The organism is Micromonospora sp. URMC 106 (assembly GCF_051386395.1).
Taxonomy (GTDB): domain Bacteria; phylum Actinomycetota; class Actinomycetes; order Mycobacteriales; family Micromonosporaceae; genus Micromonospora.
The window spans coordinates 1-20,012 of sequence record NZ_JBPQTP010000121.1 but is presented as its reverse complement, the minus strand read 5'-3'; the positions used below and the strand labels follow the sequence as shown (position 1 = coordinate 20,012).

Below are 20,012 nucleotides of genomic sequence, written 5' to 3'. Positions count from 1 at the left end.
CCGGGAGCGGCACCCGGGCCTTCGGCGAGCCGAAGACGCCCCAGAGCGCGGCCAGCAGCAGCGGCACGGCGACGGCGGCGGCGAGCCGGACGGGCGTCCCGGCGTCCAGCGCCCAGCCCCACCAGCCGCCGATCGCCAGCACGGCCAGTTCGAGCAGGAAGAGCAGCAGCAGACCCACGGCGTACATCAGCGCTCCTCGCGGGGCCAGGACCGGAACGCGCCGTCCAGGGCGGCGACCAGTTGGTCGAAGGTCGTGTCGACGGCGCGGGGCAGGCCGAAGCCGCCGGCGGCCGCCAGCGAGACGAAGCCGTGCAGGGTGCTGCGCAGCATCCGGGTCGCGTCGACGGCGTCGTCGCCGTCGAGCCCGTAGCCCCGCAGGACGGCGTAGATCGCCCCGACGGCCCGCTCCCCCGCCGCGACGTGCTCCGGGTCGGTCGGGTCCGGCACCCGCTGCGTGGCCGGGTAGCGGCCGGGGTGCCGGCGGGCGTACGCCCGGTAGGCGGCGGCGAGGGCCCGCAGCGCGTCCGGCCCGGCCCGGCCGGCGACGGCGGCGGTCAGGTCGTCGGCGAGCTCGGCGGTGGCCAGCGCGGAGAGCTTCTGGGCGAGCGCCTCCGCCCCGCGGACGTGCTTGTAGAGGCTGGGCAGCGCGACGCCCAGCCGGTTGGCCAGCGCGGCGAGGGTGAGATGGTCGGCGCCGACCTCGTCGGCGAGCCGGGCCGCCTCCCGCACCACGGCCTGCTGGTTGAGCCCGACCCTAGGCACGCCCGGTCACCGCCAGGAACTCCACCAGTTGGGCGGCGGTCTGCGCCGGCCGGTCGGCGTGCGGGTAGTGGCCGGAGTCGTCGATCATGCGGGCCTCGGCGGTCGCGAACAGCCGCCGGGCGGCGCGGGCCTCCGCGCCCGGGTCCGGGAAGTCGGGGTCCTTCGCGCCCATCAGCACCAGCACCGGCTGCCGGACCTCCCGGGCGCGGACGGTCCAGTGCGGCGCGACGGGCGCGATCACCCCGCGCGTCGCGGCCATCCGGCCGGGCTCGCGCAGGGTGGCGACCATCGCCCTGCGGTACGCCGCGTCGTCCGCCGGCCGGTCGCACGGGAAGAGCGTGCGGTGGAACAGCCCGAACAGCCGGGGGCTGCGCAGCACGGCGGCCTGCGCCACCCGCAGGAACGGGTTGGGCCTCGACTGCCCGACGAACGGGGCGACCTGGACGATCCCGCTGACCAGCGCGGGGGCGTCGGCGGCGGCGAAGGCCACGGCCGCCGCGCTGGACGAGCTGCCGACCAGGGTGGCCGGCCCGCCGCCGAGGGCGCGGACGACCGCCAGGAGGTCGGCGCCGACCTCGGCCGGGGCGTACGACGACCAGCCGACGCTGGACTCGCCGTGCCCCCGGACGTCCACCGACGCCACCCGGTGGCCCGCCGCGACGAGCAGCGGCACCAGGTGGCGGAAGGAGCCCCGGTTCTCCCCCATGCCGTGCGAGAGGACCACGAGCGGCCCCTGCCCGTGCACCTCGTAGGCGATCCGTCCGCCGTCCCGCCCCACATAGCTAACATCCATAGCCAAAAAGCTAACCGGCTTAGCTCCGATCGTCAACGTTGACCTGAAGCCAGCTTGAGGTTGCAAGATCGACGACATGCCTCTCTCCCCGGCCCTGGATCCCCACGTACGCATCGCCCGCCCGAGCCGCGACCTGGCGGCGGCCGAACGGTTCTGGGTCGGCGGGGTCGGCCTCGACGTGCTGTGGCGCTCCACCGCCGACGGGCCCGGCGAGCACGACCTGCTGATGGTGGGCCTGCCCGGAGCCGGTTGGCACCTGGAACTCGTCGGCGGCGAGCGGCTCGCCGCCGACCCCACGCCGACCGCCGAGGACCTGCTGGTGCTCTACCTCGACGGCCCGGTCGACGACGAGCTGGTCCGGGAACTGGAACGGGCCGGCGGGACGAGGGTCTCCGCCGGCCCGTACTGGGACCGCTGGGGGGTGACGGTGGCCGATCCGGACGGCTACCGCCTGGTGCTCAGCACCCGGGGCTGGTCGAACGACTGAGTCACTTCCTGCTGAGCACGGCCCGGCCGAAGAAGGCCAGGTTCGACGGGCGCTCGGCGAGGCGGCGCATCAGGTAGCCGTACCACTGGTCGCCGTAGGGGACGTAGGTGCGCACGGTGTAGCCCTCGCTGACCAGCCGGGCCTGCTCCTCCGGCCGGATGCCGTACAGCATCTGGAACTCGAAGCGCTCCGGGCCGCGGTCGAACCAGCGCGCCCGGTCCTCACCGATGGCGATCAGGCGCGGGTCGTGGGTGGCCAGCATGGGGTAACCGTCGCCGGACATCAGGATGTTCAGGCAGCGGACGTAGGACTTGTCCACCTCGCGGGCGGACTGGTAGGCCACCGACTCCGGCTCCTTGTACGCGCCCTTGCACAGCCGCACCCGGGAACCGGCCGTGGCCAGCTCACGGCAGTCCGACTCGGTCCGCCGCAGGTACGCCTGGAGCACGGCCCCGGTGGACGGGTGGTCCTTGCGGAGCTTGGCCAGGATGTCCAGCGTCGAGTCGGTGGTGGTGTGGTCCTCCATGTCGAGGGTGACCGTGGTGCCCGCCTCGTCGGCCGCGGCGCAGATCGCCCGGGCGTTGTCGTACGCGAGCTGCTCGTCGAACATCTGGCCGAGCGCGGAGAGCTTGACGCTCACCTCGGCGGCGGGGGTGAGCCCCGCGCCGGAGAGCAGCCTCAGCAGCCGGAGGTATTCGTCCCGGGTGGCGTTGGCCTGCTCGGGGGTGACGGTGTCCTCGCCGAGGTGGTCGAGGGTCACCGCGAGACCGTCGTCGACGAGTTCGCGGGTCGCGCGCAACGCGTCGTCGGTCTTGGCGCCGGCGACGAACCGGCGGACGAGGTCCCGGGTGAACGGGGCCGTCGCGACGAGCCGCTCGACCTGGGATGACCGGGAGGCGGCGAGGATGACGGAACGGAGCATGGACCGAGCGTAACGCCCGGCCACGCCCCCGCGCCGGGCGGCGGCCAGGGTGCCCGCGCCCATGTCCCAACCACATCACAGGCCCCACCCGGGGGCGGACGGCACTGGTGTCCATCGGTTACAACCATGACGTGGAACAACGTCCCCGCCGCCGGCTCCGCTCGGCCTCCGTGCAGCTCGGCGCGCTCACCGCGCTGGCGCTCGCCCTCTCCGCCTGCAACACGACCTCCGACGACGATGACGACGACTGCGCCCTCGGGCCCGTCGGCGGCGACGGCACGGTGGCCGTCGCGCTGCGGGTTCCCGAGGTCACCGCCGGCCGCCCCGCGCCGGAACCGGCCACCGCGGCCGTCCCCGACCGCGGCGGCTTCGGCACCCACCTCGCCGCCTGCGGCGGCTGAGGTGCGCCGACAGTCCGTCACCCCCCGCCCGGGCTGGGACGCCACGATCCGCGAGCAGGGCCTGGTGTACGTCGACACCGAGCTGCCCGACGGCGGGATCATGTCGTACTGGGACGAGACCGCCGCGTACGCGTTCGAGCTGGACGAGGTGCTCCGGCTGGAGGAGGCGACGGAGGAGCTGCACCGGATGTCGGTCGCCGCCGCCGAGCACGTCGTCGCGCGCCGCCGCCACGCCGAGTTCGGCATCCCGGACTGGGCGGCCGAGGCCGTGGCCCGGTCGCTGCGCGAGTCGCCGCCCACCCTCTACGGGCGCTTCGACCTCGCCTACGACGGCAGCTGGCCGCCGAAGCTGCTGGAGTACAACGCCGACACCCCCACGGCGCTGGTCGAGGCGAGCATCGTCCAGTGGTACTGGCTGGAGCACACCCGGCCGGAACTGGACCAGTGGAACAGCCTGCACGAGCGCCTGGTCGGCGCGTGGGCGAAGATCGGCGCCGGCCTGCACGACCGGCGGGTGCACGTGGTCTGGTCGAACGAGGAGGAGTCGGGCGAGGACCACATGACCGCCGGCTACCTCGCCGAGACCGCCCGGCAGGCCGGGCTGGAGGTCGAGCTCCAGCCGATCCAGGACATCGGCTGGGACGGCCGGCGCTTCGTCGACGCGGCGGACCGCCCGGTCACCACCTGCTTCAAGCTCTATCCCTGGGAGTGGATGCTCGCCGAGCCGTACGGGCCGCTGGCGCTGGAGCCGGGCACCCCGACCACCTGGATCGAGCCGGCGTGGAAGCTGCTGCTGTCGAACAAGGCGCTGCTCGCCGTGCTCTGGGAGCTGTACCCGGGTCACGAGCTGCTGCTGCCGGCGTACCTCGACTCGCCGCGCGGCATGTCCGAGTACGTCGCCAAGCCGCTGCTCGGCCGGGAGGGCGCCTCGGTGCGGATCGTCACCGGCGACGGGGAGATCGCCAACCCGGGGATCTACGGCGACGAGGGCTGGTGCTACCAGGAGTTCCGCGCGCTGCCGGAGTTCGACGGCAACCGGATGGTGCTGGGCAGCTGGGTCGTCGACGGCGAGTCGGCCGGGGCGGGGGTGCGGGAGAGCGCGAGCCTCATCACCGATGGCTACGCGCGGTTCCTGCCGCACTACATCGACGCGCCACGGGGCTGAAGAGTCGTCTACCGTTGGGGGCGTGAACTTCGACGCGTACGCCCGGACCGGCGTTGACCTCGTCAACGCCCGCCTGGACGACCTCGACGACCTGCGGGCCCTCTTCCCCGAAGACAACGCGTGGATGCGTGACGAGGTGGCGGAGCGGGATCTCGCGACCTTCCGGCGGGCGCAGAAGCGCCTGCGCGACGTCTTCGAATACGGCACCTCCGGGCGGGACGCCCAGGCGGTGGCCGAGCTGAACGCCCTGCTGGAGGCGTTCCCGGTGCAGCCACGCATCTCCGGGCACGACTCCAGCGACTGGCACATGCACGTGACCAGCCGGGGTGCCTCCGTGAGCGCCGAATACCTGGCCGGCGCGGTCTGGGGCCTCTCGGTCTGGCTCTGCGAGTACGGCAGCGCCCGGTTCGGGGTCTGCGCCGACGAGCGCTGCGGCAACGTCTACCTGGACACCTCGTCCAACTGTTGCCGGCGGTTCTGCTCGGAGCGCTGCGCCACCCGCTCGCACGTGGCCGCGCACCGCGCCCGCAAGCGCGCGGCGATCGGCGAGCAGGTGACCGTCGCCGCCCGGACCACCGCGGTGGAGTCGCTCACCCCGGTGACCTGAGACCTCGCCGGCCGGCCGGGACGCCGGCCGGCGGCGGTCAGGCGTCGACCGGGGACGGGGTGCCGAGGTGCTGGCGGGCGAACTCCAGCGCCTCGCGCAGGTCGGCCTCCCGGTCGGCGCGGCTCTTCGCGCCCCGGGTGGTGACCTCCACGGCGACCGAGCCGGTGAACCCCCGCCCCGCGAGCGAGGAGAGCAGCTCGGCGCAGGGCTGCGTGCCGCGCCCGGGCACCAGGTGCTCGTCGCGCCCCTCGCCGGTGCCGTCGCCCAGGTGCACGTGCGCCAGGCCGGCGCCCATCCGGTCGGCCATCGCCATCGAGTCGGTGTGCGAGGCGGCGCAGTGCGACAGGTCGAGGGTGTAGGAGGGGTAGCCGGTCTCGGTCGGGTCCCAACCCGGGACGTACGGGACGAACTGTCGGCCGGCCATCCGCACCGGGTACATGTTCTCCACCGGGAAGCGCAGGTCCGGGAACTCGCGGGCGATCGCGTGCAGCCCGTCGGCGAAGTTGCGCGCGTAGTCCCGCTGCCAGGTGAACGGCGGGTGGACCACCACGGTGGGGGCGCCCAACGTCGCCGCCATCTCCGCGGACCGGCGCAGCCGCTCCCACGGGTCCGGGCTCCACACCCGCTGGGTGACCAGCAGGCAGGGCGCGTGCACGGAGAGCACCGGGACGCCGTAGTGCTCGGCGAGCCCGCGCAGCGCGCCGACGTCCTGGCTGACGGCGTCGGTCCAGACCATCACCTCGACGCCGTCGTAACCGAGCGCCGCGGCCAACTGGAACGCCGCCGCGGTCCGCTCAGGGAAGACCGAGGAACTGGACAGGAGCACCGGGACGCGGGAAGTCACATCATCGAGGGTAGCCGGGGTCGATCGACGCCTCATGACGAGAAGCGGCGAAGCGCCCAGATCACCCGGAACCGAGCTGGTCGAGCCGGCGCAGGATCACACCCTCGCGCAGCGCCCAGGGGCAGATGTCCAGCGCCTCGACGTCCAGCCGGCGGAGCACCGCCTCGGCGACCACCGCCCCGGCGAGCAGCTGGTGGGCCCGGCCGGCGCTGACCCCCTCCAGCTCGGCGAGCTGGGCCGGCGGGATGTGCCGGATGAACCCGAGCACCTGCCGCAGCCCGCGCCGGGTGAGCCGGCGCGGGGCCCACAGGCCCGCGCCGGTGGGAGCCGCCCCCGCCAGCCGGGCGAGGGTCCGGAACGTCTTCGAGGTGGCCACCGGCCGCTCCCAGCCCACCGCGGTCATCTGGGCGACGACGGGCTCCAGCAGCCCGTCGACGTACGCCCGCAGCTCGTCGACCGCCTCGGCCGGCGGCGGGACCGCGCTGTCCGCGTCCACCCGGAGCCGGTCGCGGGTCAGCCGGCCGGCGCCGAGCGGCAGCGACACCGCCACGTCCGGGTCCTCGTCGATGCCGGCCGCGATCTCCAGGGAGCCGCCGCCGATGTCCAGCACCAGCAGCCGCCCCGCCGACCAGCCGAACCAGCGCCGCACCGCGAGGAAGGTCAGCCGCGCCTCGTCGGCGCCCGGGAGCACCTCCAGGCGTACGCCGGTCTCGGCGCGGACCCGCGCGAGCACGTCCGGGGCGTTGGTGGCGTCCCGGACGGCGGAGGTGGCGAACGCGATCAGGTCGTCGGCGTCCAGCCCGGCGGCGGCCGCCTTGGCCATGCTGACCGCCTTGACCAGGCCGTCCGCGCCCGGCTCGGTGAGCGCGCCGTCCGGGCCGATCTGCTCGGCGAGGCGCAGCACCACCTTCTCGGAGTGCGCCGGCCAGGGGTGCGCGCCGTGGTGGGCGTCGACCACCAGCAGGTGCACCGTGTTGGAACCGACGTCGAGGACACCCAGTCGCATGCTGAAGACACTAGGGGCAACGCGATCGCGCGGCTCGGCGGACCGGGCGGGGCTCCGCGCGTACGCTGGGCCGGGTGACAGGGCAGATCGAGCTCCGTGTGCTGGTGGACGACCCGGACGACCCGCGCAGCCGCGAGGTGCCGCTGGACTTTCCCCGGGAGTGGATCGAGTTCGTCGACCCGGCGGACGAGAGCCACCTCGTCCGGGCCGACCTCACCTGGCTGCTCTCCCGCTGGACGTGCGTCTTCGGCCGGGGCTGCCACGGCATCGTCGCCGGCCGGGCCGCCGACGGCTGCTGCTCGCACGGGGCGTTCTTCACCGACTCGGACGACGAGCGGCGGGTCCGGGCCGCGGTGAAGCGGCTGAGCCCCGCGACCTGGCAGCACTTCCGTCGCGGGTTCAAGAACTGGACCGAGAACGACACCATCGACGGCAAGAACCCGGCCCGCCGCACCGCCACGCAGGAGGCGGAGGGCCCGTGCGTCTTCCTCAACGACGCCGGGTTCCCGGGCGGCGCCGGCTGCGCGCTGCACGCCCAGGCGCTGCGCGACGGGGTGCACCCGCTGGAATACAAGCCGGACGTCTGCTGGCAGTTGCCGATCCGCCGCGACCAGGAGTGGGTCAAGCGGCCGGACAACACGAAGGTGCTGGTCTCCACGCTGTCCGAGTTCGACCGGCGGGGCTGGGGCGCCGGCGGGCACGACCTGGACTGGTGGTGCACCTCCTCCACCGACGCGCACGTCGGCGCGGAGCCGATGTACGTCTCCTACGGCCCGGAGCTGACGGCGCTGATCGGCGCGCCCGCGTACGCGAAGCTGGCCGAGCTGTGCGGGGCGCGCAGCCGGCAGGGCATGGTCGCCCCGCACCCCGCCGACCCCGCCTGAGCACCGCCGCACACGGAGAGGGGCCCGCGCGCCGGCGCGGGCCCCTCGACGCGTACGCCGGTCAGGGCTCGAACTTGTAGCCCAGGCCCCGCACGGTGACGATGTAGCGCGGCGCGGACGGCTCCGGTTCGATCTTGGAGCGCAGCCGCTTGACGTGCACGTCGAGCGTCTTGGTGTCGCCGACGTAGTCGGCTCCCCAGACCCGGTCGATGAGCTGTCCCCGGGTCAGCACCCGGCCGGCGTTGCGCAGCAGCAGCTCCAGCAGCTCGAACTCCTTGAGCGGGAGCTGCACCGGGGCGCCGTCGACGGTCACCACGTGCCGCTCGATGTCCATCCGGACCGGGCCGGCGGCCAGCGTCGGCGCGCCCGTCTCGGCGACCTCGGCGCTCTGTCGGCGCAGCACCGCCCGGATCCGGGCGACCAGCTCCCGCGGCGAGTACGGCTTCGTCACGTAGTCGTCGGCGCCGATCTCCAGGCCGACCACCTTGTCGATCTCGCTGTCCCGCGCGGTGACCATGATGATCGGCACGTGCGAGCGCTGCCGGAGCTGCCGGCACACCTCCGTGCCGGACATCTCGGGCAGCATCAGGTCGAGCAGCACGATGTCGGCGCCGGTCCGGTCGAACTCGGTGAGGGCGGAGGGGCCCGTCGCGGCGACGGACACCTCGAAGCCCTCCTTGCGGAGCATGTACGACAGGGCGTCGGAGAACGACTCCTCGTCCTCGACCACCAGAACGCGGCTCAACGGGGATTTCCTTTCCATTGCTGTCAGACCTGCCGGAGCTCGGCCGGGCCGGCCTCGATCCCAGCGGACGGCAGTGTCGCCAGGATCTCGTCGGGGGGACGGGCGGGCAGCCGCAGGGTGAACGTCGACCCACCACCAAGAGTGCTCGACACCTCGACCCGCCCGCCATGGTTGCCGGCGATGTGCTTGACGATGGCCAGCCCCAGGCCGGTGCCGCCGGTCGACCGGGACCGGGCCTGGTCGGCCCGGTAGAACCGCTCGAAGATCCGGTCGACGTCGGTCGGGGCGATCCCGATGCCCTGGTCCGCGACGGCGATCTCCACGTGTTCGTCGTCGGCGCGCGCGGTGATCCGGACGGTGGTGTCCTCGCCCGAGTAGTTGATGGCGTTCTCGACCAGGTTCGACACCGCCGTGGCGAGCTGGGTGTCGCTGCCGTGGACCGTGAGCCCGCGCTCCCCCTCGACGACCACGTCGATCCGCCGGGCGGCGGCGGAGGTGCGGGTCCGGTCGACCACCTCGGCGATCACCCAGTCGACGGCGACGGGCTCCGGGGGCGGCTGCGGCTCGGCGCCCTGGAGCCGGGTCAGCTCCAGCAGTTCCTGCACCAGGCGGCCCAGCCGGGTCGACTCGTGCTGGATCCGCTCGGCGAAGCGCCGGGCGGCGACCAGGTCCTCGGAGAGGTCGGGCGCGCCGGCGCCGGCCGGCTCGGTGGCGTCCAGGAGCGCCTCGGCGAGGAGCTGGAGGGCGCCGATCGGGGTCTTCAGCTCGTGGCTGACGTTGGCCACGAAGTCCCGGCGCACCCGGGCCAGCCGGTGCGACTCGGTGACGTCCGCCGCCTCCACCGCGATGTAGCCCGCGCCGAGGCCCATCGCCCGCAGGTGCACCCCGAGCGGGTTCACCCCGGCGTTGTCGCGGCCCCGCGGCAGGTCCAGCTCGATCTCGCGCCGCACGCCGGTGCGCCGCACCTGCCCGGCGAGCGTACGGATCAGCGGGTGGGCGGCGATCGAGCCGGGGGTCGGGCCGGTGCGGAGCAGCCCCATCGCGCGGGCGGCGGGGTTGACCAGGACGGGCAGGTCCTCGGGGTCGAGCACCACCACGCCCGCCCGGAGCGAGTCGATGGTCCGGCGGCCGAGCCCGGACTGCGGATCCTCGGCTATCGGGTGCCTCCCACGCGTGAAGGGGAAGCCGGAGCGGCTCCCCGGCGAGGTGGAGCGCCCGCCCAGCGCGGGGACGAACCGGGGCAGCAGGACCCCGGCGACCAGTCCGGCCACCAGCCCCACGGCCAATGCGACCGTCACCGCCCACTCCACCCGGCGATCGTAGGGTCATTGTTAACCTGGCAACCACCACAAAAGGTGCGAATCACTCTCACTTCCGGGAAAGTTCACTCCCGCGCCGGGCGTCGTTCACCGTGGTTCACCTCGGGTCCGCCCGCCCGACCTACCGTGGGCGGCGCACTGCCCCTGGCCGCCCCGGCGGCGACCACCGACCACAGGACGTGACAATGCGCGACGAGTTCCGGGCTGACCTGCAGATCGTCAGCCAACTGCTGGTGGACATGGCGGAGGGGGTCCGGGCCGCGATGCGGCAGGCCACCCGCGCCCTGCTCACCGCGGACCGCCGGGCGGCCGAGACGGTGATCGAGCGGGACGCCGAGATCGACGACCTCTACCGGCACGTCGAGGAGCGGGTCTGCGACCTGCTCGCCCGGCAGGCGCCGGTCGCCTCCGACCTGCGCGCGATGATCACCGCGCTGCACGTCGCCGCCGACCTGGAGCGGATGGGCGACCTGGCCGACCACGTCGCCAAGACGGCGCTGCGCCGGCACCCGTCGCCGGCCGTGCCCGCGGAGCTGCGGCCGATCTTCACCGACATGGCCGCCACCGCCGACCGGATGGCCGTCAAGATCGGCTCGGTGCTCGCCAAGCCCGACGCCGATCTCGCCGCCGAACTGGACCGCGACGACGACACCATGGACGACCTGCACCGCAGCCTGTTCGGGGTGCTGCTCGGCGAGGACTGGCCGTACGGGGTGGAGACCGCCATCGACGCCACCCTGCTCGGCCGCTTCTACGAGCGCTTCGCCGACCACGCCGTCAACGCCGGCGAGCACGTGGTCTACCTGATCACCGGCGAGACCCCGCCCGCCGCGAGCTGAGGCGTGCGGAAGGGCCCTCGTCGTCGAAGCGCGACGAGGGCCCTTCCGCGCGTACGTCAGCGGCCCTGGTTGGCGACCGCGGCGGCGGCGGCCTTGGCCGCGGCCGGGTCGAGGTAGGTCCCGCCCAGCGTGAGCGGGCGCAGCTGCGGGTCGAGGTCGTAGCGCAGCGGGATCCCGGTCGGGATGTTGAGCTTGGCGATCGCGGAGTCGGAGATCTGGTCCAGGTGCTTGACCAGCGCGCGCAGCGAGTTGCCGTGCGCGGCCACCAGCACCGTCCGGCCGGCCAGGATGTCCGGCACGATCGAGTCGTACCAGTAGGGGAGCATCCGCTCGACGACGTCCTTGAGGCACTCGGTGCGCGGCATCAGCTCGCTCGGCAGCAGCGCGTAACGCGGGTCGCCCACCTGCGAGAACTCGTCGTCGTCCGCGATCGGGGGCGGCGGGGTGTCGTACGAGCGGCGCCAGAGCATGAACTGCTCCTCGCCGTACTCCTCCAGGGTCTGCTTCTTGTTCTTGCCCTGCAGCGCGCCGTAGTGCCGCTCGTTGAGCCGCCACGACCGCCGCACGGCGATCCAGTGCCGGTCGGCCGCGCTGAGCGCCAGCTCCGCGGTGCGGATCGCCCGGCGCAGCACGCTGGTGTGCACCACGTCCGGCAGCAGGCCGTGTTCGCGCAGCAGCTCGCCGCCGCGGCGCGCCTCGTTCTCCCCCTTCTCGGTCAGGTCGACGTCGACCCAGCCGGTGAAGAGGTTCTTGGCGTTCCAGTCGCTCTCGCCGTGCCGCAGCAGGACCAGCGTCCCGACGGTGGGCCCCTCGCTCGCAGTCATGCCGATCATCCTGCCGCACGCCGTCCGGGAACACGCGGGCAGTGGTCGTGACGACCACCACGTGGAAAAGCCGATGACCGGAAAACCGGCCCGGCACTAGGTTGTAAGGCGCAAGAATCAGGACGGTCATTACGCGAACGGGGGCGCCGAAGGTGCGGACGATGCGGGGTTGGTTCCGGGACACGACCGGTGGCCTGCCGGTCACCTTCTGGTACCTCTGGGCCGGGACCCTGATCAACCGCCTCGGCTCGTTCGTCCTGGTCTTCCTCGCCATCTACCTGACCCAGGAGCGCGACTTCTCCGCGTCGCAGGCCGGCCTGGTGATCGGGCTGTGGGGCGTCGGCGGCGCGGTCGGCACCACCGTCGGCGGCACGCTGGCCGACCGCTGGGGCCGCCGGCCGACCCTGCTCACCGCGCACCTCGGCGCGGCCGCCATGATGCTCGCCCTCGGCTTCGCCCAGCAACTCTGGGCGGTCGCGCTCGGGGCGCTGCTGCTCGGCACGTTCGCCGAGGCGGCCCGCCCCGCGTTCGGGGCGATGATGATCGACGTGGTGCCGGAGAAGGACCGGCTGCGTGCCTTCTCGCTGAACTACTGGGCGATCAACCTCGGCTTCGCCTGCGCGGCGATCCTCGCCGGTCTCGCGGCCGAGGCCGGCTACCTGCTGCTCTTCGTGGTCGACGCGACCACCACCGTGATCACGGCGCTGATCATCTTCACCAAGGTCGGCGAGACCCGGCGGCCCCCCGCCGTCGGCGCCCACCACAAGGGTCCCGGCGCTCCCGCCGGCGCGTTGCGCACCATCCTGACCGACCGCGTCTACCTGGGCTTCGTGACGCTCAACCTGTTCGGCGCGCTGGTCTTCCTCCAGCACATCTCGATGCTGCCGATCGCGATGGGCGACTCCGGCCTCAGCCCCGCCACGTACGGCTCGGTGATCGCGCTCAACGGGGTGCTGATCGTGGTCGGCCAGCTCTTCGTACCCCGGCTGATCAAGGGCCGGAGCCGGTCGCACGTGCTCGCCCTGGCCTCGGTGGTGATGGGCGTCGGGTTCGGCCTCACCGCGTTCGCCGACGTCGCCTGGTTCTACGGCCTGACCGTGCTGATCTGGACCGTCGGCGAGATGCTCAACTCGCCCTCCAACTCCACTTTGATCGCCGAGCTCTCCCCCGCCGAGCTGCGCGGCCGCTACCAGGGCGTCTTCTCGCTCTCCTGGCAGGTGGCCGGCGCCGTCGCGCCGGTCCTCGGCGGCCTGGTCCGGGAGCGGGCCGGCAACACCGAACTCTGGCTCGGCTGCGCCGTGATCGGCGCGCTGATGGCGGTCGCCCACCTGGTCTCCGGCCCGGCCCGGGAGCGGCGCGCCGTCGCCCTGCGCGGGGCCACCGGGGTCGTCGTGCCGGTGGTGGCCGTCCAGCCGCCCGCGCCGGAGGCGGCCGAGGCGGCGGCCACGGGCCCCGCCGAGCCGGTGGTGCCCGCGCGGGACGCCGCCCGACCCGCGGACCCGCGACGCGAGGCGGAGTCGACCGGCGCCCGGTGACCAGAAATACCCTGGCGCTCCGGACCCGGGCTTCCTACGGTCGAGGCTGAATCGAGAAACCTTCTGGAGGACGGGTGCGGGCCCTGCGCCGCTGGCTGGACGACACCGCGGGCGGGCTTCCCGCCACCTTCTGGTATCTCTGGGCCGGCCTGCTGATCAACCGGGCCGGCGCCTTCGCCATGCTCTTCCTGTCGCTCTACCTGACCGACGCACGCGGCGCCAGCGAGGCGCTGGCCGGCACGGTGGTCGGGGCGTACGGGCTGGGCGGGGCGGGCGGCGTGCTGCTCGGCGGGGTGCTGGCCGACCGGTGGGGACGCCGGGCCACCCTGCTCGCCGCCCACCTCGCCACCGCCGGGCTGATGGTGGCGCTGGCCTTCAGCCGGCACCTCGTCGTGATCGCCGTGCTCGCCGCCCTGGTCGGGGTGGTGCACTCGATGCCCAGCCCCGCCTTCGTCGCGGCGATCGTCGACGTGGTGCCCGAGCAGCGCCGTTCGCGCGCGTTCAACCTCCAGTTCTGGGCGTTCAACCTGGGCATGGCGGTGGCCTCGCTGCTGGCGGGTCTGCTCGCCGAGGCGAGCTTCGTCGCGCTCTTCCTGGTCGACGCCGCCGCCACCCTGGTCGCGGCCGCGGTGATCGGCTGGAAGGTCCCCGAGACGCTCCCCCGGCTCCGGACCGCCCGGGCCGACGGGGCGGTGGGGCGCCCGCCGGCATCGGCGGAGTCCGACGGGCGGGCGGCACGGCAGCGGCGGGCGCCGCGCCCGCCCGGGCTGCACACGGCCCTGACCGACCGCACCTTCCTCGTCTTCGTGGGCCTGACCTTCGTGCTGGCCGTGCTGACCATGCAGACCTCGACGATCATGCCCCTGGCCATGCGCGCGGACGGGCTGCGCCCGTCGGCGTACGGCGCGGTGGTGGCGCTCGGCGGGGTGCTGATCGTGGTGGGGCAGCTCTTCGTGCCGCGGCTGATCGAGCGGCACCGCAAGCACCACGTCCTGGCCGTCTCGACCGCCGTGCTGGCGGTCGGTTTCGCCGCCCTCGCCGTCGCCGACGACCTGGCGGTCTACCTGGGCGCGGCGGTGGTCTGGACGATCGGCCAGATGCTCGCCGCCCCGCCGAACGCGCAGATCAACGCCGACCTCGCACCACCCGAGCTGCGCGCCCGCTACCAGTCCGTGTTCTACCTGGCGTTCCCGGCGGCGTCGTTCGTGGCGCCCACGCTGGGCGGGGTGAGCCTGCAGTACCTCGGCAACGGACACTGGCTCATCGTCGGCGGGCTGGGGCTGCTGGCCGCCGTGTGCCACCTGGTGACCGGCCCGTCCCGCGACCGGCGCGTGGCCGCCCTCCGCCGGCGGCAGACCCCGTCCCCGATCCCCGCCCGCGCGGCGCGTTGACGTCGAGGTCGGCGGCAGTCGGAGACGGCGTTCGCCGCCGACCGCGTGGTCCGACCGCGGGCGCTCGGGGAGGAAGCAGAACGCCCATCGCGACCGGTGGTCGTGATGGGCGTTCGCACGGTATGACCGGCGGCGGCGGGCGATACCCACCCCCGTAGGCGTCGCCCGCTCGCGCCGCCGGTCCAAACAGGTGGCCACCGTCCCCCAACGGTGTTGTTCCACCCGTCCCCTGCGCCTCGCTCGGTGCACGGATCTGATCGATCCGCCGCTCCCCCGAACGTTTCCAAGCGTGGCGCGGTGCAATAAAGTTAGTTCGCCCGGATTAACGATTCAAGCCGGATCGGCTGTCTCGCCGGTCACAGCGCCCGGTGTCCCACCCGGATGCCGCTGCGTCGGGCCTCCCCGTCGTGGCCAACAGCGGATACCCGTCGACCATTCCCCCAAACACGTCAGGCGTCCTCACGATCGGGGGACTCCGTACGGAAGAAGTTGCTGGGCCGGCCGTCGCGGAGCTGCTCCTGGTAGATCAGGTTCAGCTTGCGCTCGTCGAACGTGCGGAACCACTCGTCCCAGGTGATCTCGCGTATCCGGCTGCTCTCCCGGTAGCCCGGCATGTTGAACGTGAGCACGCCGGCCCGGCCCTCCCGCTCGGTGCCCGCGATCGTCGCCGGCTTGGCGCCGCGCTCCCGGGCCCAGCGCCGGATCACGTCGTGGTTGGTGGTGACCAGGCTGCGCCCCGGGCGCTCGGGCCGGTCGGCGGTGGAGGTGATCGCCTGGGAGGAACGCACCGACCGCGAGGTGGTGCGTCCGGTGCGGACCGGGGTCGCCTTCGTCGCCGTACCGCCGCGGGTCGAGCCGGCCCGCGTCGACGCCGGCGCGGACTTCCTCGCCGCCGTGGTCTTCCGGGCCGCCGGCGCCGCCTTCTTGGCGGGCGCGGCCTTCTTCGCGGGCGCCGCCTTCCTGGCCGGGGCTGCCTTCGCCGCGGCCTTCTTCGCCGGGGCCTTCTTCGCGGGGGCGGTCTTGTTCGCGGCCTTCGCCCGGCTCGGGGCCGCCTTGCCCGCGGCCCGGCCGGCGGCCGCCTTCTTCGTGGCGGCGGCCCGGCCGGCCGACGCCTTCGTCCCCGCCGCCCGGCCGGCGGGACCGGTGCTGCGACGGGCGGCGCCGCCCGCGGGTCGCTCCGCCCGCAGGGTCCGCACCAGCGTCTTCACCAGTTCCGGCTTGCGCAGCGCGGAGATCCCGGAGACCCCGCGCCGGCGGAGCTGCCCCCGGATCTCGTCCACCTTCATCCGCGAGATGTCGGACTCCGAGATCCCCGGCGTGTTCGGGGTCTGGTTGCCCGCCTGCCGTGTGGTCCTGGTCGCAGTCCCGCCGCGACCTGAGCTGTTCCGCTGAGCCATGGGACGCTCACGCTCCTCGACAGTTGGTCCTCGGCGCGCGGCGGGTCCCAGTGCCGCACCGCGCGGTGCGGCATACCCGTCAGGACCGGTCCGAACCTCCGCCGGGGACACCCGCGTCGGCGCCGCCGCCCGCGGCGCCCGCTCCGGCCTCGGGTGCGGACCCCGCCGCGACGGCGGGCGCGGCTGGCGCCCCGGCGACGGGGCCGGCCGGGGACGGCTCGAAGAGGTGCGCGAAGGCCGCGAGGTTCGCGGTGGATTCGCCCCGCTTGACCCGCCACTCCCACTCCCGGCGGATCGAGCTGCCGAAGCCGATCTCGAGCATCGTGTCGAAGGACTCGTCGGAGTACGTCAGCACCGCGCCGAGGAGCCGGTCCAGCTCGTCGGCGTCGACCCCCGCCGGGTTGACCCGGCCGGTCAGGTAGACGTCGCCGACCGCGTCGATGGAGAACGACACCCCGTACATCCGGGCGTTGCGCTGCAACAGCCAGGCCCACAGCTCCTCGCGCCGCTCGTCCGGCTGGCGCATCACGAACGCCTCGATCCGCAGCGCGTGCTCACCGACGATCAGGTTGCAGACCGTCTTCAGCTTGTGGGTGCCCGGCAGCGTGACCGCGTACGAGCCCGGGCCGGTCGACTCCCAGGCCAGCTCCCGCTCGTCGCAGACCGCCTCGATCAGGGCCCCAAGATCACTCTTCGCGCTCATCGGACCCACTCTACGGCCGGCCCCGCCCCGCCACCGGGTGGCGGCTGGACCCTCCCCCCGCCGGGTGCGCCGGCGTCGGCCCGGCCGGCGACCGGTGGCGGCGGAGCGGCCGGTGACGGCGGGGCGGCCGGTGACGGCGGGGCGGCCGGTGACGGCGGGGCGGCCGGGTCGGTCACCAGGAGCAGGACATCGCCGGGCCGCCGGCCAGCTCGGAGGCGAGCCGGGCCCGGTGGTCGGCGATCGCCTCGCCGTAGACGGCGAGCAGCCCCGAGGCCGTCCGGTGCCAGGAGAAGCCGCGGGCATGCCGGGCCGCGCCCCGGGACAGCTCGGCGCGGCGGAGCCGGTCCGGCAGCAGGCGGCCGAGCGTACGGGCCCAGTCGACCGCGTCGTGGCCGTCGATCAACACGCCGCTGACCTGGTCGCGGACCGCGGTCACCAGGCCGCCGACGGCGGCGGCCACCACCGGCGTGCCGCAGGCCTGGGCCTCCAGCGCCACCAGGCCGAAGGACTCGTTGTACGACGGCACCGCGACCAGATCCGCCGCCCGGTACAGGGCGGGCAGGTCGTCACCCGTCTGCGGCGGCAGGAACCGCACCCGGTCGGCGACGCCGAGCGAGGCGGCCAGCTCGATCAGGGCCGTCGGCCGGTCGAGGCCGCTCCCGCTGGGGCCCCCGCAGATCACCACGGTGACCTCCTCGGCGAGCGCCGGATCGCGTTCGCGGAGCGCGGCCACCGCGCGGACGAGCACGTCGGGCGCCTTCAGCGGCTGGATCCGGCCGACGAAGGCCACCACGTACCCGGAGGCGGGCAACCCGAGCCGGCGACGGGCGGCGTACCTGCGGCTCTCCGGGGCGGGCCGGAACCGGTCCAGGTCCACGCCGGGCTCGACCACGGTCACCTGGGCCGGGTCCGCGTCGTACCGGTCGATCAGGTCCCGGGCCTCCACCGCCGTGTTCGCGACGAGCCGGTCGGCCTCGGCGACCACCTGCTCCTCGCCGATGACGCGGGCCTTGGGCTCCGGCCGGTCCCCGTCGGCGAGCTGGGCGTTCTTGACCTTCGCCAGGGTGTGCGCGGTGTGCACCAGCGGCACGCCCCAGCGCTCCTTGGCCAGCCAGCCGACCTGCCCGGAGAGCCAGTAGTGGGAGTGGATCAGGTCGTAGTGGCCCGGCGGGCGGGACGCCTCGGCGCGCAGCACGCCCGCGGTGAAGGCGCAGAGCTGCCCCGGCAGCTCCTCCTTGGTGAGCCCTTCGAGCGGGCCGGCGGTGACGTGCCGGACGTGCACGCCGGGCGCCGTCTCGACGACCGGGGGTAGGTCGCCGGAGGTCGCCCGGGTGAAGATCTCCACCTCGACGTCCGCCTCGGCCAGCCGCCGCGCGACCTCCAGGATGTAGACGTTCATGCCGCCCGCGTCGCCGGTGCCCGGCTGGTGCAGGGGCGAGGTGTGCACCGAGAGCGTGGCGATCCGCCGGGGGCGGGGCCACGGACGCGCACCGCGCTGACGACCGACACCGGTGTGCATTTCCGCCACGTCCGCTCCCTCTGTCACGGTTTATGCCGTCCCGCACGCCCGGCGCTTTTCGGACAACGTCCTCGCCGGATGTCATCTTCCCGATCCGACTCCGGTGATGCGCGGGGACGACCCCCGGGCGTGACGGACCTCATCACCGCGCCGGCGTCGCCCAGCCCGGCCGCCGGGGTGAGAATGGCCGGATGACCTCTGTCGCCGTCGTCACCGGAGCGTCCAGCGGGATCGGCGCGGCCACCGCCCGCCGGCTCGCCGCCGAGGGTTTCCACGTGCTCGCCGCCGCGCGGCGCACCGACCGGTTGTCCGCCCTGGTCGCGGAGATCGAGGCGGCGGGAGGCACGGCCACCGCCGTGGCCTGCGACGTCACCTCCGACGAGTCGGTGGCCGGGCTCGCCGAGGCCGCCGCCCGGGCCCCGGGGCCCGTCACCCTGCTGGTCAACAACGCCGGCGGCGCGCGCGGGCTGGATCCGGTCGAGTCCGGGTCGGTCGGCGACTGGCAGTGGATGTACGACGTGAACGTGCTCGGCACGCTGCGCGTCACCCAGGCGCTGCTGCCCGCGCTGGAGGCGTCCGGTGCGGGCACCATCGTGATCGTCTCCTCCACCGCCGGCTTCACCGTGTACGAGGGCGGGGGCGGCTACACCGCCGCCAAGCACGCGCAGACGGCCGTCGCCGGCACGCTGCGCCTGGAGCTCTGCGGCCGTCCGGTGCGGGTCATCGAGATCGACCCCGGCATGGTGAAGACCGACGAGTTCGGGCTGGTGCGCTTCGGTGGGGACGCCGAGAAGGCGGCGGCGGTCTACGCCGGGGTCGCCGAGCCGCTCGTCGCCGAGGACGTGGCCGACTGCGTCGCCTGGTGCGCGACGCGCCCGCAGCACGTCAACGTCGACCGCCTGGTGGTGCGCCCGCTCGCGCAGGCCGCCCAGCACAAGGTGCACCGGGTCGGCTGAGCCGGCCGGGGCGGCACGGACGATGGCGGGCACGGGGCGGCACCGGCCGCTCGGCGTGGTGACCCGGGGCACGACCAACCCCAACCGGCTCCGCCGGGTGGACAACTGGATCGTCGAGACCTGCGGCGGGGCGCTGCGCGAGGCCGCCGACCCGCTGGTGGTCGACCTCGGCTACGGCGCCACCCCGGTGACCGCCGTCGAGCTGCGTGCCCGGCTGGCCGCCGGGGTCCGCGCCGACGTGCGGGTGGTCGGGCTGGAGATCGATCCGGTACGCGTGGCCGCCGCGCAGCCGTCCGCCGACCCGCCCCGGCTCACCTTCGCCCGCGGCGGGTTCGAGCTGGCCGGGCTCCGGCCCGCCCTGGTCCGCGCGTTCAACGTCCTGCGCCAGTACGACGAGCGCGAGGTGGCCGAGGCGTGGCGGACCATGACCGCCGCGCTGGCCCCGGGCGGCCTGCTGGTGGAGGGCACCTGCGACGAGCTGGGCCGGCTCGGCGGCTGGGTGCTGCTCGACGCGGCCGGCCCCCGGACGCTCACCCTGGCCGCGAAGCTCACCACCCTGGGCACCCCGGCGGAGCTGGCCGAACGCCTGCCCAAGGCGCTGATCCACCGCAACGTGCCGGGCGAGCGGATCCACGAGCTGATCGGGGCGCTCGACGACGCGTGGCACGCCGCCGCCGGCTACGCCCCGTTCGGCCCCCGCCAACGCTGGCTGCGCGCGGTCTCCGCCGTACGCGAGGCGGGCTGGCCGGTCCTCGACGGCCCCCGCCGCTGGCGCCACGGCGAACTCACCCTCCCCTGGCCCGCCGTCGCCCCCACCTGACCCCCTCCCCTCCCCCGCGTGCCCCACCTCTCCGCGATCTTGCACTTGTTGCCCCGGCGAAACGGGCGAACAGTGCGATTCGAGGGCTGAAAG

The 20,012-nt window shown here is 74.3% G+C and carries 22 protein-coding genes; 10 read left to right on the top strand and 12 right to left on the bottom strand.

The features are described from left to right. The 3 genes from ACSNOB_RS27325 to ACSNOB_RS27315 all read right to left on the bottom strand — a co-directional run. Window positions 1–187: DUF2568 domain-containing protein (locus ACSNOB_RS27325; RefSeq protein ID WP_436689682.1), on the bottom strand; the 187-nt coding region annotated here is incomplete at its 3' end. Next, window positions 187–762 carry a TetR/AcrR family transcriptional regulator gene (locus ACSNOB_RS27320; RefSeq protein ID WP_436689680.1) on the bottom strand — a complete coding sequence of 192 codons (576 nt, stop codon included), beginning with the start codon at window positions 760–762 and terminating at the stop codon, window positions 187–189. The genes ACSNOB_RS27325 and ACSNOB_RS27320, both read right to left, overlap by 1 nt. After that, window positions 755–1,555, bottom strand: coding sequence for an alpha/beta fold hydrolase (locus ACSNOB_RS27315; protein WP_436689678.1), 801 nt, complete (start codon window positions 1,553–1,555; stop codon window positions 755–757). The genes ACSNOB_RS27320 and ACSNOB_RS27315 overlap by 8 nt, the downstream gene beginning before the upstream one ends. A gap of 76 nt (window positions 1,556–1,631) precedes the next feature. Here ACSNOB_RS27315 and ACSNOB_RS27310 point away from each other — a divergent pair, with 76 nt between their 5' ends. After that, complete coding sequence (locus ACSNOB_RS27310; RefSeq protein WP_436689676.1) at window positions 1,632–2,042, top strand: VOC family protein; 411 nt, start codon at window positions 1,632–1,634, stop codon at window positions 2,040–2,042. 1 nt (window position 2,043) lies between these two features. Here ACSNOB_RS27310 and ACSNOB_RS27305 read toward each other — a convergent pair whose 3' ends face one another. After that, window positions 2,044–2,964 carry a proline dehydrogenase family protein gene (locus ACSNOB_RS27305; RefSeq protein ID WP_436689674.1) on the bottom strand — a complete coding sequence of 307 codons (921 nt, stop codon included), beginning with the start codon at window positions 2,962–2,964 and terminating at the stop codon, window positions 2,044–2,046. A gap of 131 nt (window positions 2,965–3,095) precedes the next feature. On the opposite strand from ACSNOB_RS27305, the gene ACSNOB_RS27300 reads away from it, so the two are divergent. Genes ACSNOB_RS27300 through ACSNOB_RS27290 form a run of 3 tightly spaced genes read left to right on the top strand, consistent with a single transcriptional unit; the run spans window position 3,096 to window position 5,137 of the window. Further along, window positions 3,096–3,365, top strand: coding sequence for a hypothetical protein (locus tag ACSNOB_RS27300; protein ID WP_393105905.1), 270 nt, complete (start codon window positions 3,096–3,098; stop codon window positions 3,363–3,365). Window position 3,366: 1 nt separating this feature from the next. Continuing rightward, window positions 3,367–4,530, top strand: coding sequence for a glutathionylspermidine synthase family protein (locus ACSNOB_RS27295; protein ID WP_436689672.1), 1,164 nt, complete (start codon window positions 3,367–3,369; stop codon window positions 4,528–4,530). Between the two features lie 22 nt (window positions 4,531–4,552). Continuing rightward, on the top strand, window positions 4,553–5,137 hold the full coding sequence (locus tag ACSNOB_RS27290; protein ID WP_393105908.1) for a CGNR zinc finger domain-containing protein: 585 nt from the start codon (window positions 4,553–4,555) through the stop codon (window positions 5,135–5,137). Between the two features lie 37 nt (window positions 5,138–5,174). On the opposite strand, the gene ACSNOB_RS27285 is transcribed toward ACSNOB_RS27290, so the two are convergent. Then, entirely contained in the window at window positions 5,175–5,981 is an 807-nt protein-coding gene (locus ACSNOB_RS27285) for a sugar phosphate isomerase/epimerase family protein (protein ID WP_436689669.1), read from the bottom strand. 61 nt (window positions 5,982–6,042) lie between these two features. After that, window positions 6,043–6,987 carry a Ppx/GppA phosphatase family protein gene (locus tag ACSNOB_RS27280; RefSeq protein WP_436689667.1) on the bottom strand — a complete coding sequence of 315 codons (945 nt, stop codon included), beginning with the start codon at window positions 6,985–6,987 and terminating at the stop codon, window positions 6,043–6,045. Between the two features lie 74 nt (window positions 6,988–7,061). Here ACSNOB_RS27280 and ACSNOB_RS27275 point away from each other — a divergent pair, with 74 nt between their 5' ends. Beyond that, entirely contained in the window at window positions 7,062–7,871 is an 810-nt protein-coding gene (locus tag ACSNOB_RS27275) for a hypothetical protein (protein ID WP_436689665.1), read from the top strand. 61 nt (window positions 7,872–7,932) lie between these two features. Here ACSNOB_RS27275 and ACSNOB_RS27270 read toward each other — a convergent pair whose 3' ends face one another. Then, window positions 7,933–8,616, bottom strand: a complete 684-nt coding sequence (locus ACSNOB_RS27270) for a response regulator (RefSeq protein WP_393105915.1) — start codon at window positions 8,614–8,616, stop codon at window positions 7,933–7,935. A 23-nt stretch (window positions 8,617–8,639) separates the two neighbouring features. Beyond that, a complete protein-coding gene (locus ACSNOB_RS27265; RefSeq protein ID WP_436689663.1) occupies window positions 8,640–9,926 on the bottom strand; it encodes a sensor histidine kinase in 1,287 nt (428 codons plus the stop codon). A gap of 194 nt (window positions 9,927–10,120) precedes the next feature. On the opposite strand from ACSNOB_RS27265, the gene phoU reads away from it, so the two are divergent. After that, complete coding sequence (phoU, locus tag ACSNOB_RS27260; RefSeq protein ID WP_393105919.1) at window positions 10,121–10,774, top strand: phosphate signaling complex protein PhoU; 654 nt, start codon at window positions 10,121–10,123, stop codon at window positions 10,772–10,774. A 56-nt stretch (window positions 10,775–10,830) separates the two neighbouring features. On the opposite strand, the gene ACSNOB_RS27255 is transcribed toward phoU, so the two are convergent. Continuing rightward, on the bottom strand, window positions 10,831–11,598 hold the full coding sequence (locus ACSNOB_RS27255) for a phosphoglyceromutase (RefSeq protein WP_393105921.1): 768 nt from the start codon (window positions 11,596–11,598) through the stop codon (window positions 10,831–10,833). A gap of 152 nt (window positions 11,599–11,750) precedes the next feature. On the opposite strand from ACSNOB_RS27255, the gene ACSNOB_RS27250 reads away from it, so the two are divergent. Next, window positions 11,751–13,133 carry an MDR family MFS transporter gene (locus tag ACSNOB_RS27250; protein ID WP_436689660.1) on the top strand — a complete coding sequence of 461 codons (1,383 nt, stop codon included), beginning with the start codon at window positions 11,751–11,753 and terminating at the stop codon, window positions 13,131–13,133. Window positions 13,134–13,207: 74 nt separating this feature from the next. Beyond that, window positions 13,208–14,524 carry an MFS transporter gene (locus ACSNOB_RS27245; protein WP_436689658.1) on the top strand — a complete coding sequence of 439 codons (1,317 nt, stop codon included), beginning with the start codon at window positions 13,208–13,210 and terminating at the stop codon, window positions 14,522–14,524. Between the two features lie 449 nt (window positions 14,525–14,973). Here the strand turns inward: ACSNOB_RS27245 and ACSNOB_RS27240 are convergent, their stop codons facing one another. From ACSNOB_RS27240 to mshA, 3 genes are all read right to left on the bottom strand, one after another. Beyond that, window positions 14,974–15,810 (bottom strand): hypothetical protein, encoded by an 837-nt coding sequence (locus tag ACSNOB_RS27240; protein WP_436689656.1) that lies wholly within the window; start codon window positions 15,808–15,810, stop codon window positions 14,974–14,976. Window positions 15,811–16,000: 190 nt separating this feature from the next. After that, the gene (locus tag ACSNOB_RS27235; RefSeq protein ID WP_436689654.1) at window positions 16,001–16,624 is read right to left on the bottom strand and encodes a YbjN domain-containing protein; all 624 of its coding nucleotides are present in this window, start codon (window positions 16,622–16,624) and stop codon (window positions 16,001–16,003) included. Window positions 16,625–16,796: 172 nt separating this feature from the next. Further along, window positions 16,797–18,152: a D-inositol-3-phosphate glycosyltransferase gene (gene mshA / locus ACSNOB_RS27230; RefSeq protein WP_436689652.1), complete on the bottom strand. Its 1,356-nt coding sequence runs from the start codon at window positions 18,150–18,152 to the stop codon at window positions 16,797–16,799. 182 nt (window positions 18,153–18,334) lie between these two features. On the opposite strand from mshA, the gene ACSNOB_RS27225 reads away from it, so the two are divergent. Continuing rightward, a complete protein-coding gene (locus tag ACSNOB_RS27225; protein ID WP_436689650.1) occupies window positions 18,335–19,099 on the top strand; it encodes an SDR family NAD(P)-dependent oxidoreductase in 765 nt (254 codons plus the stop codon). 22 nt (window positions 19,100–19,121) lie between these two features. Further along, on the top strand, window positions 19,122–19,919 hold the full coding sequence (locus ACSNOB_RS27220) for a class I SAM-dependent methyltransferase (protein ID WP_436689648.1): 798 nt from the start codon (window positions 19,122–19,124) through the stop codon (window positions 19,917–19,919). Window positions 19,920–20,012 lie beyond the last annotated feature (93 nt).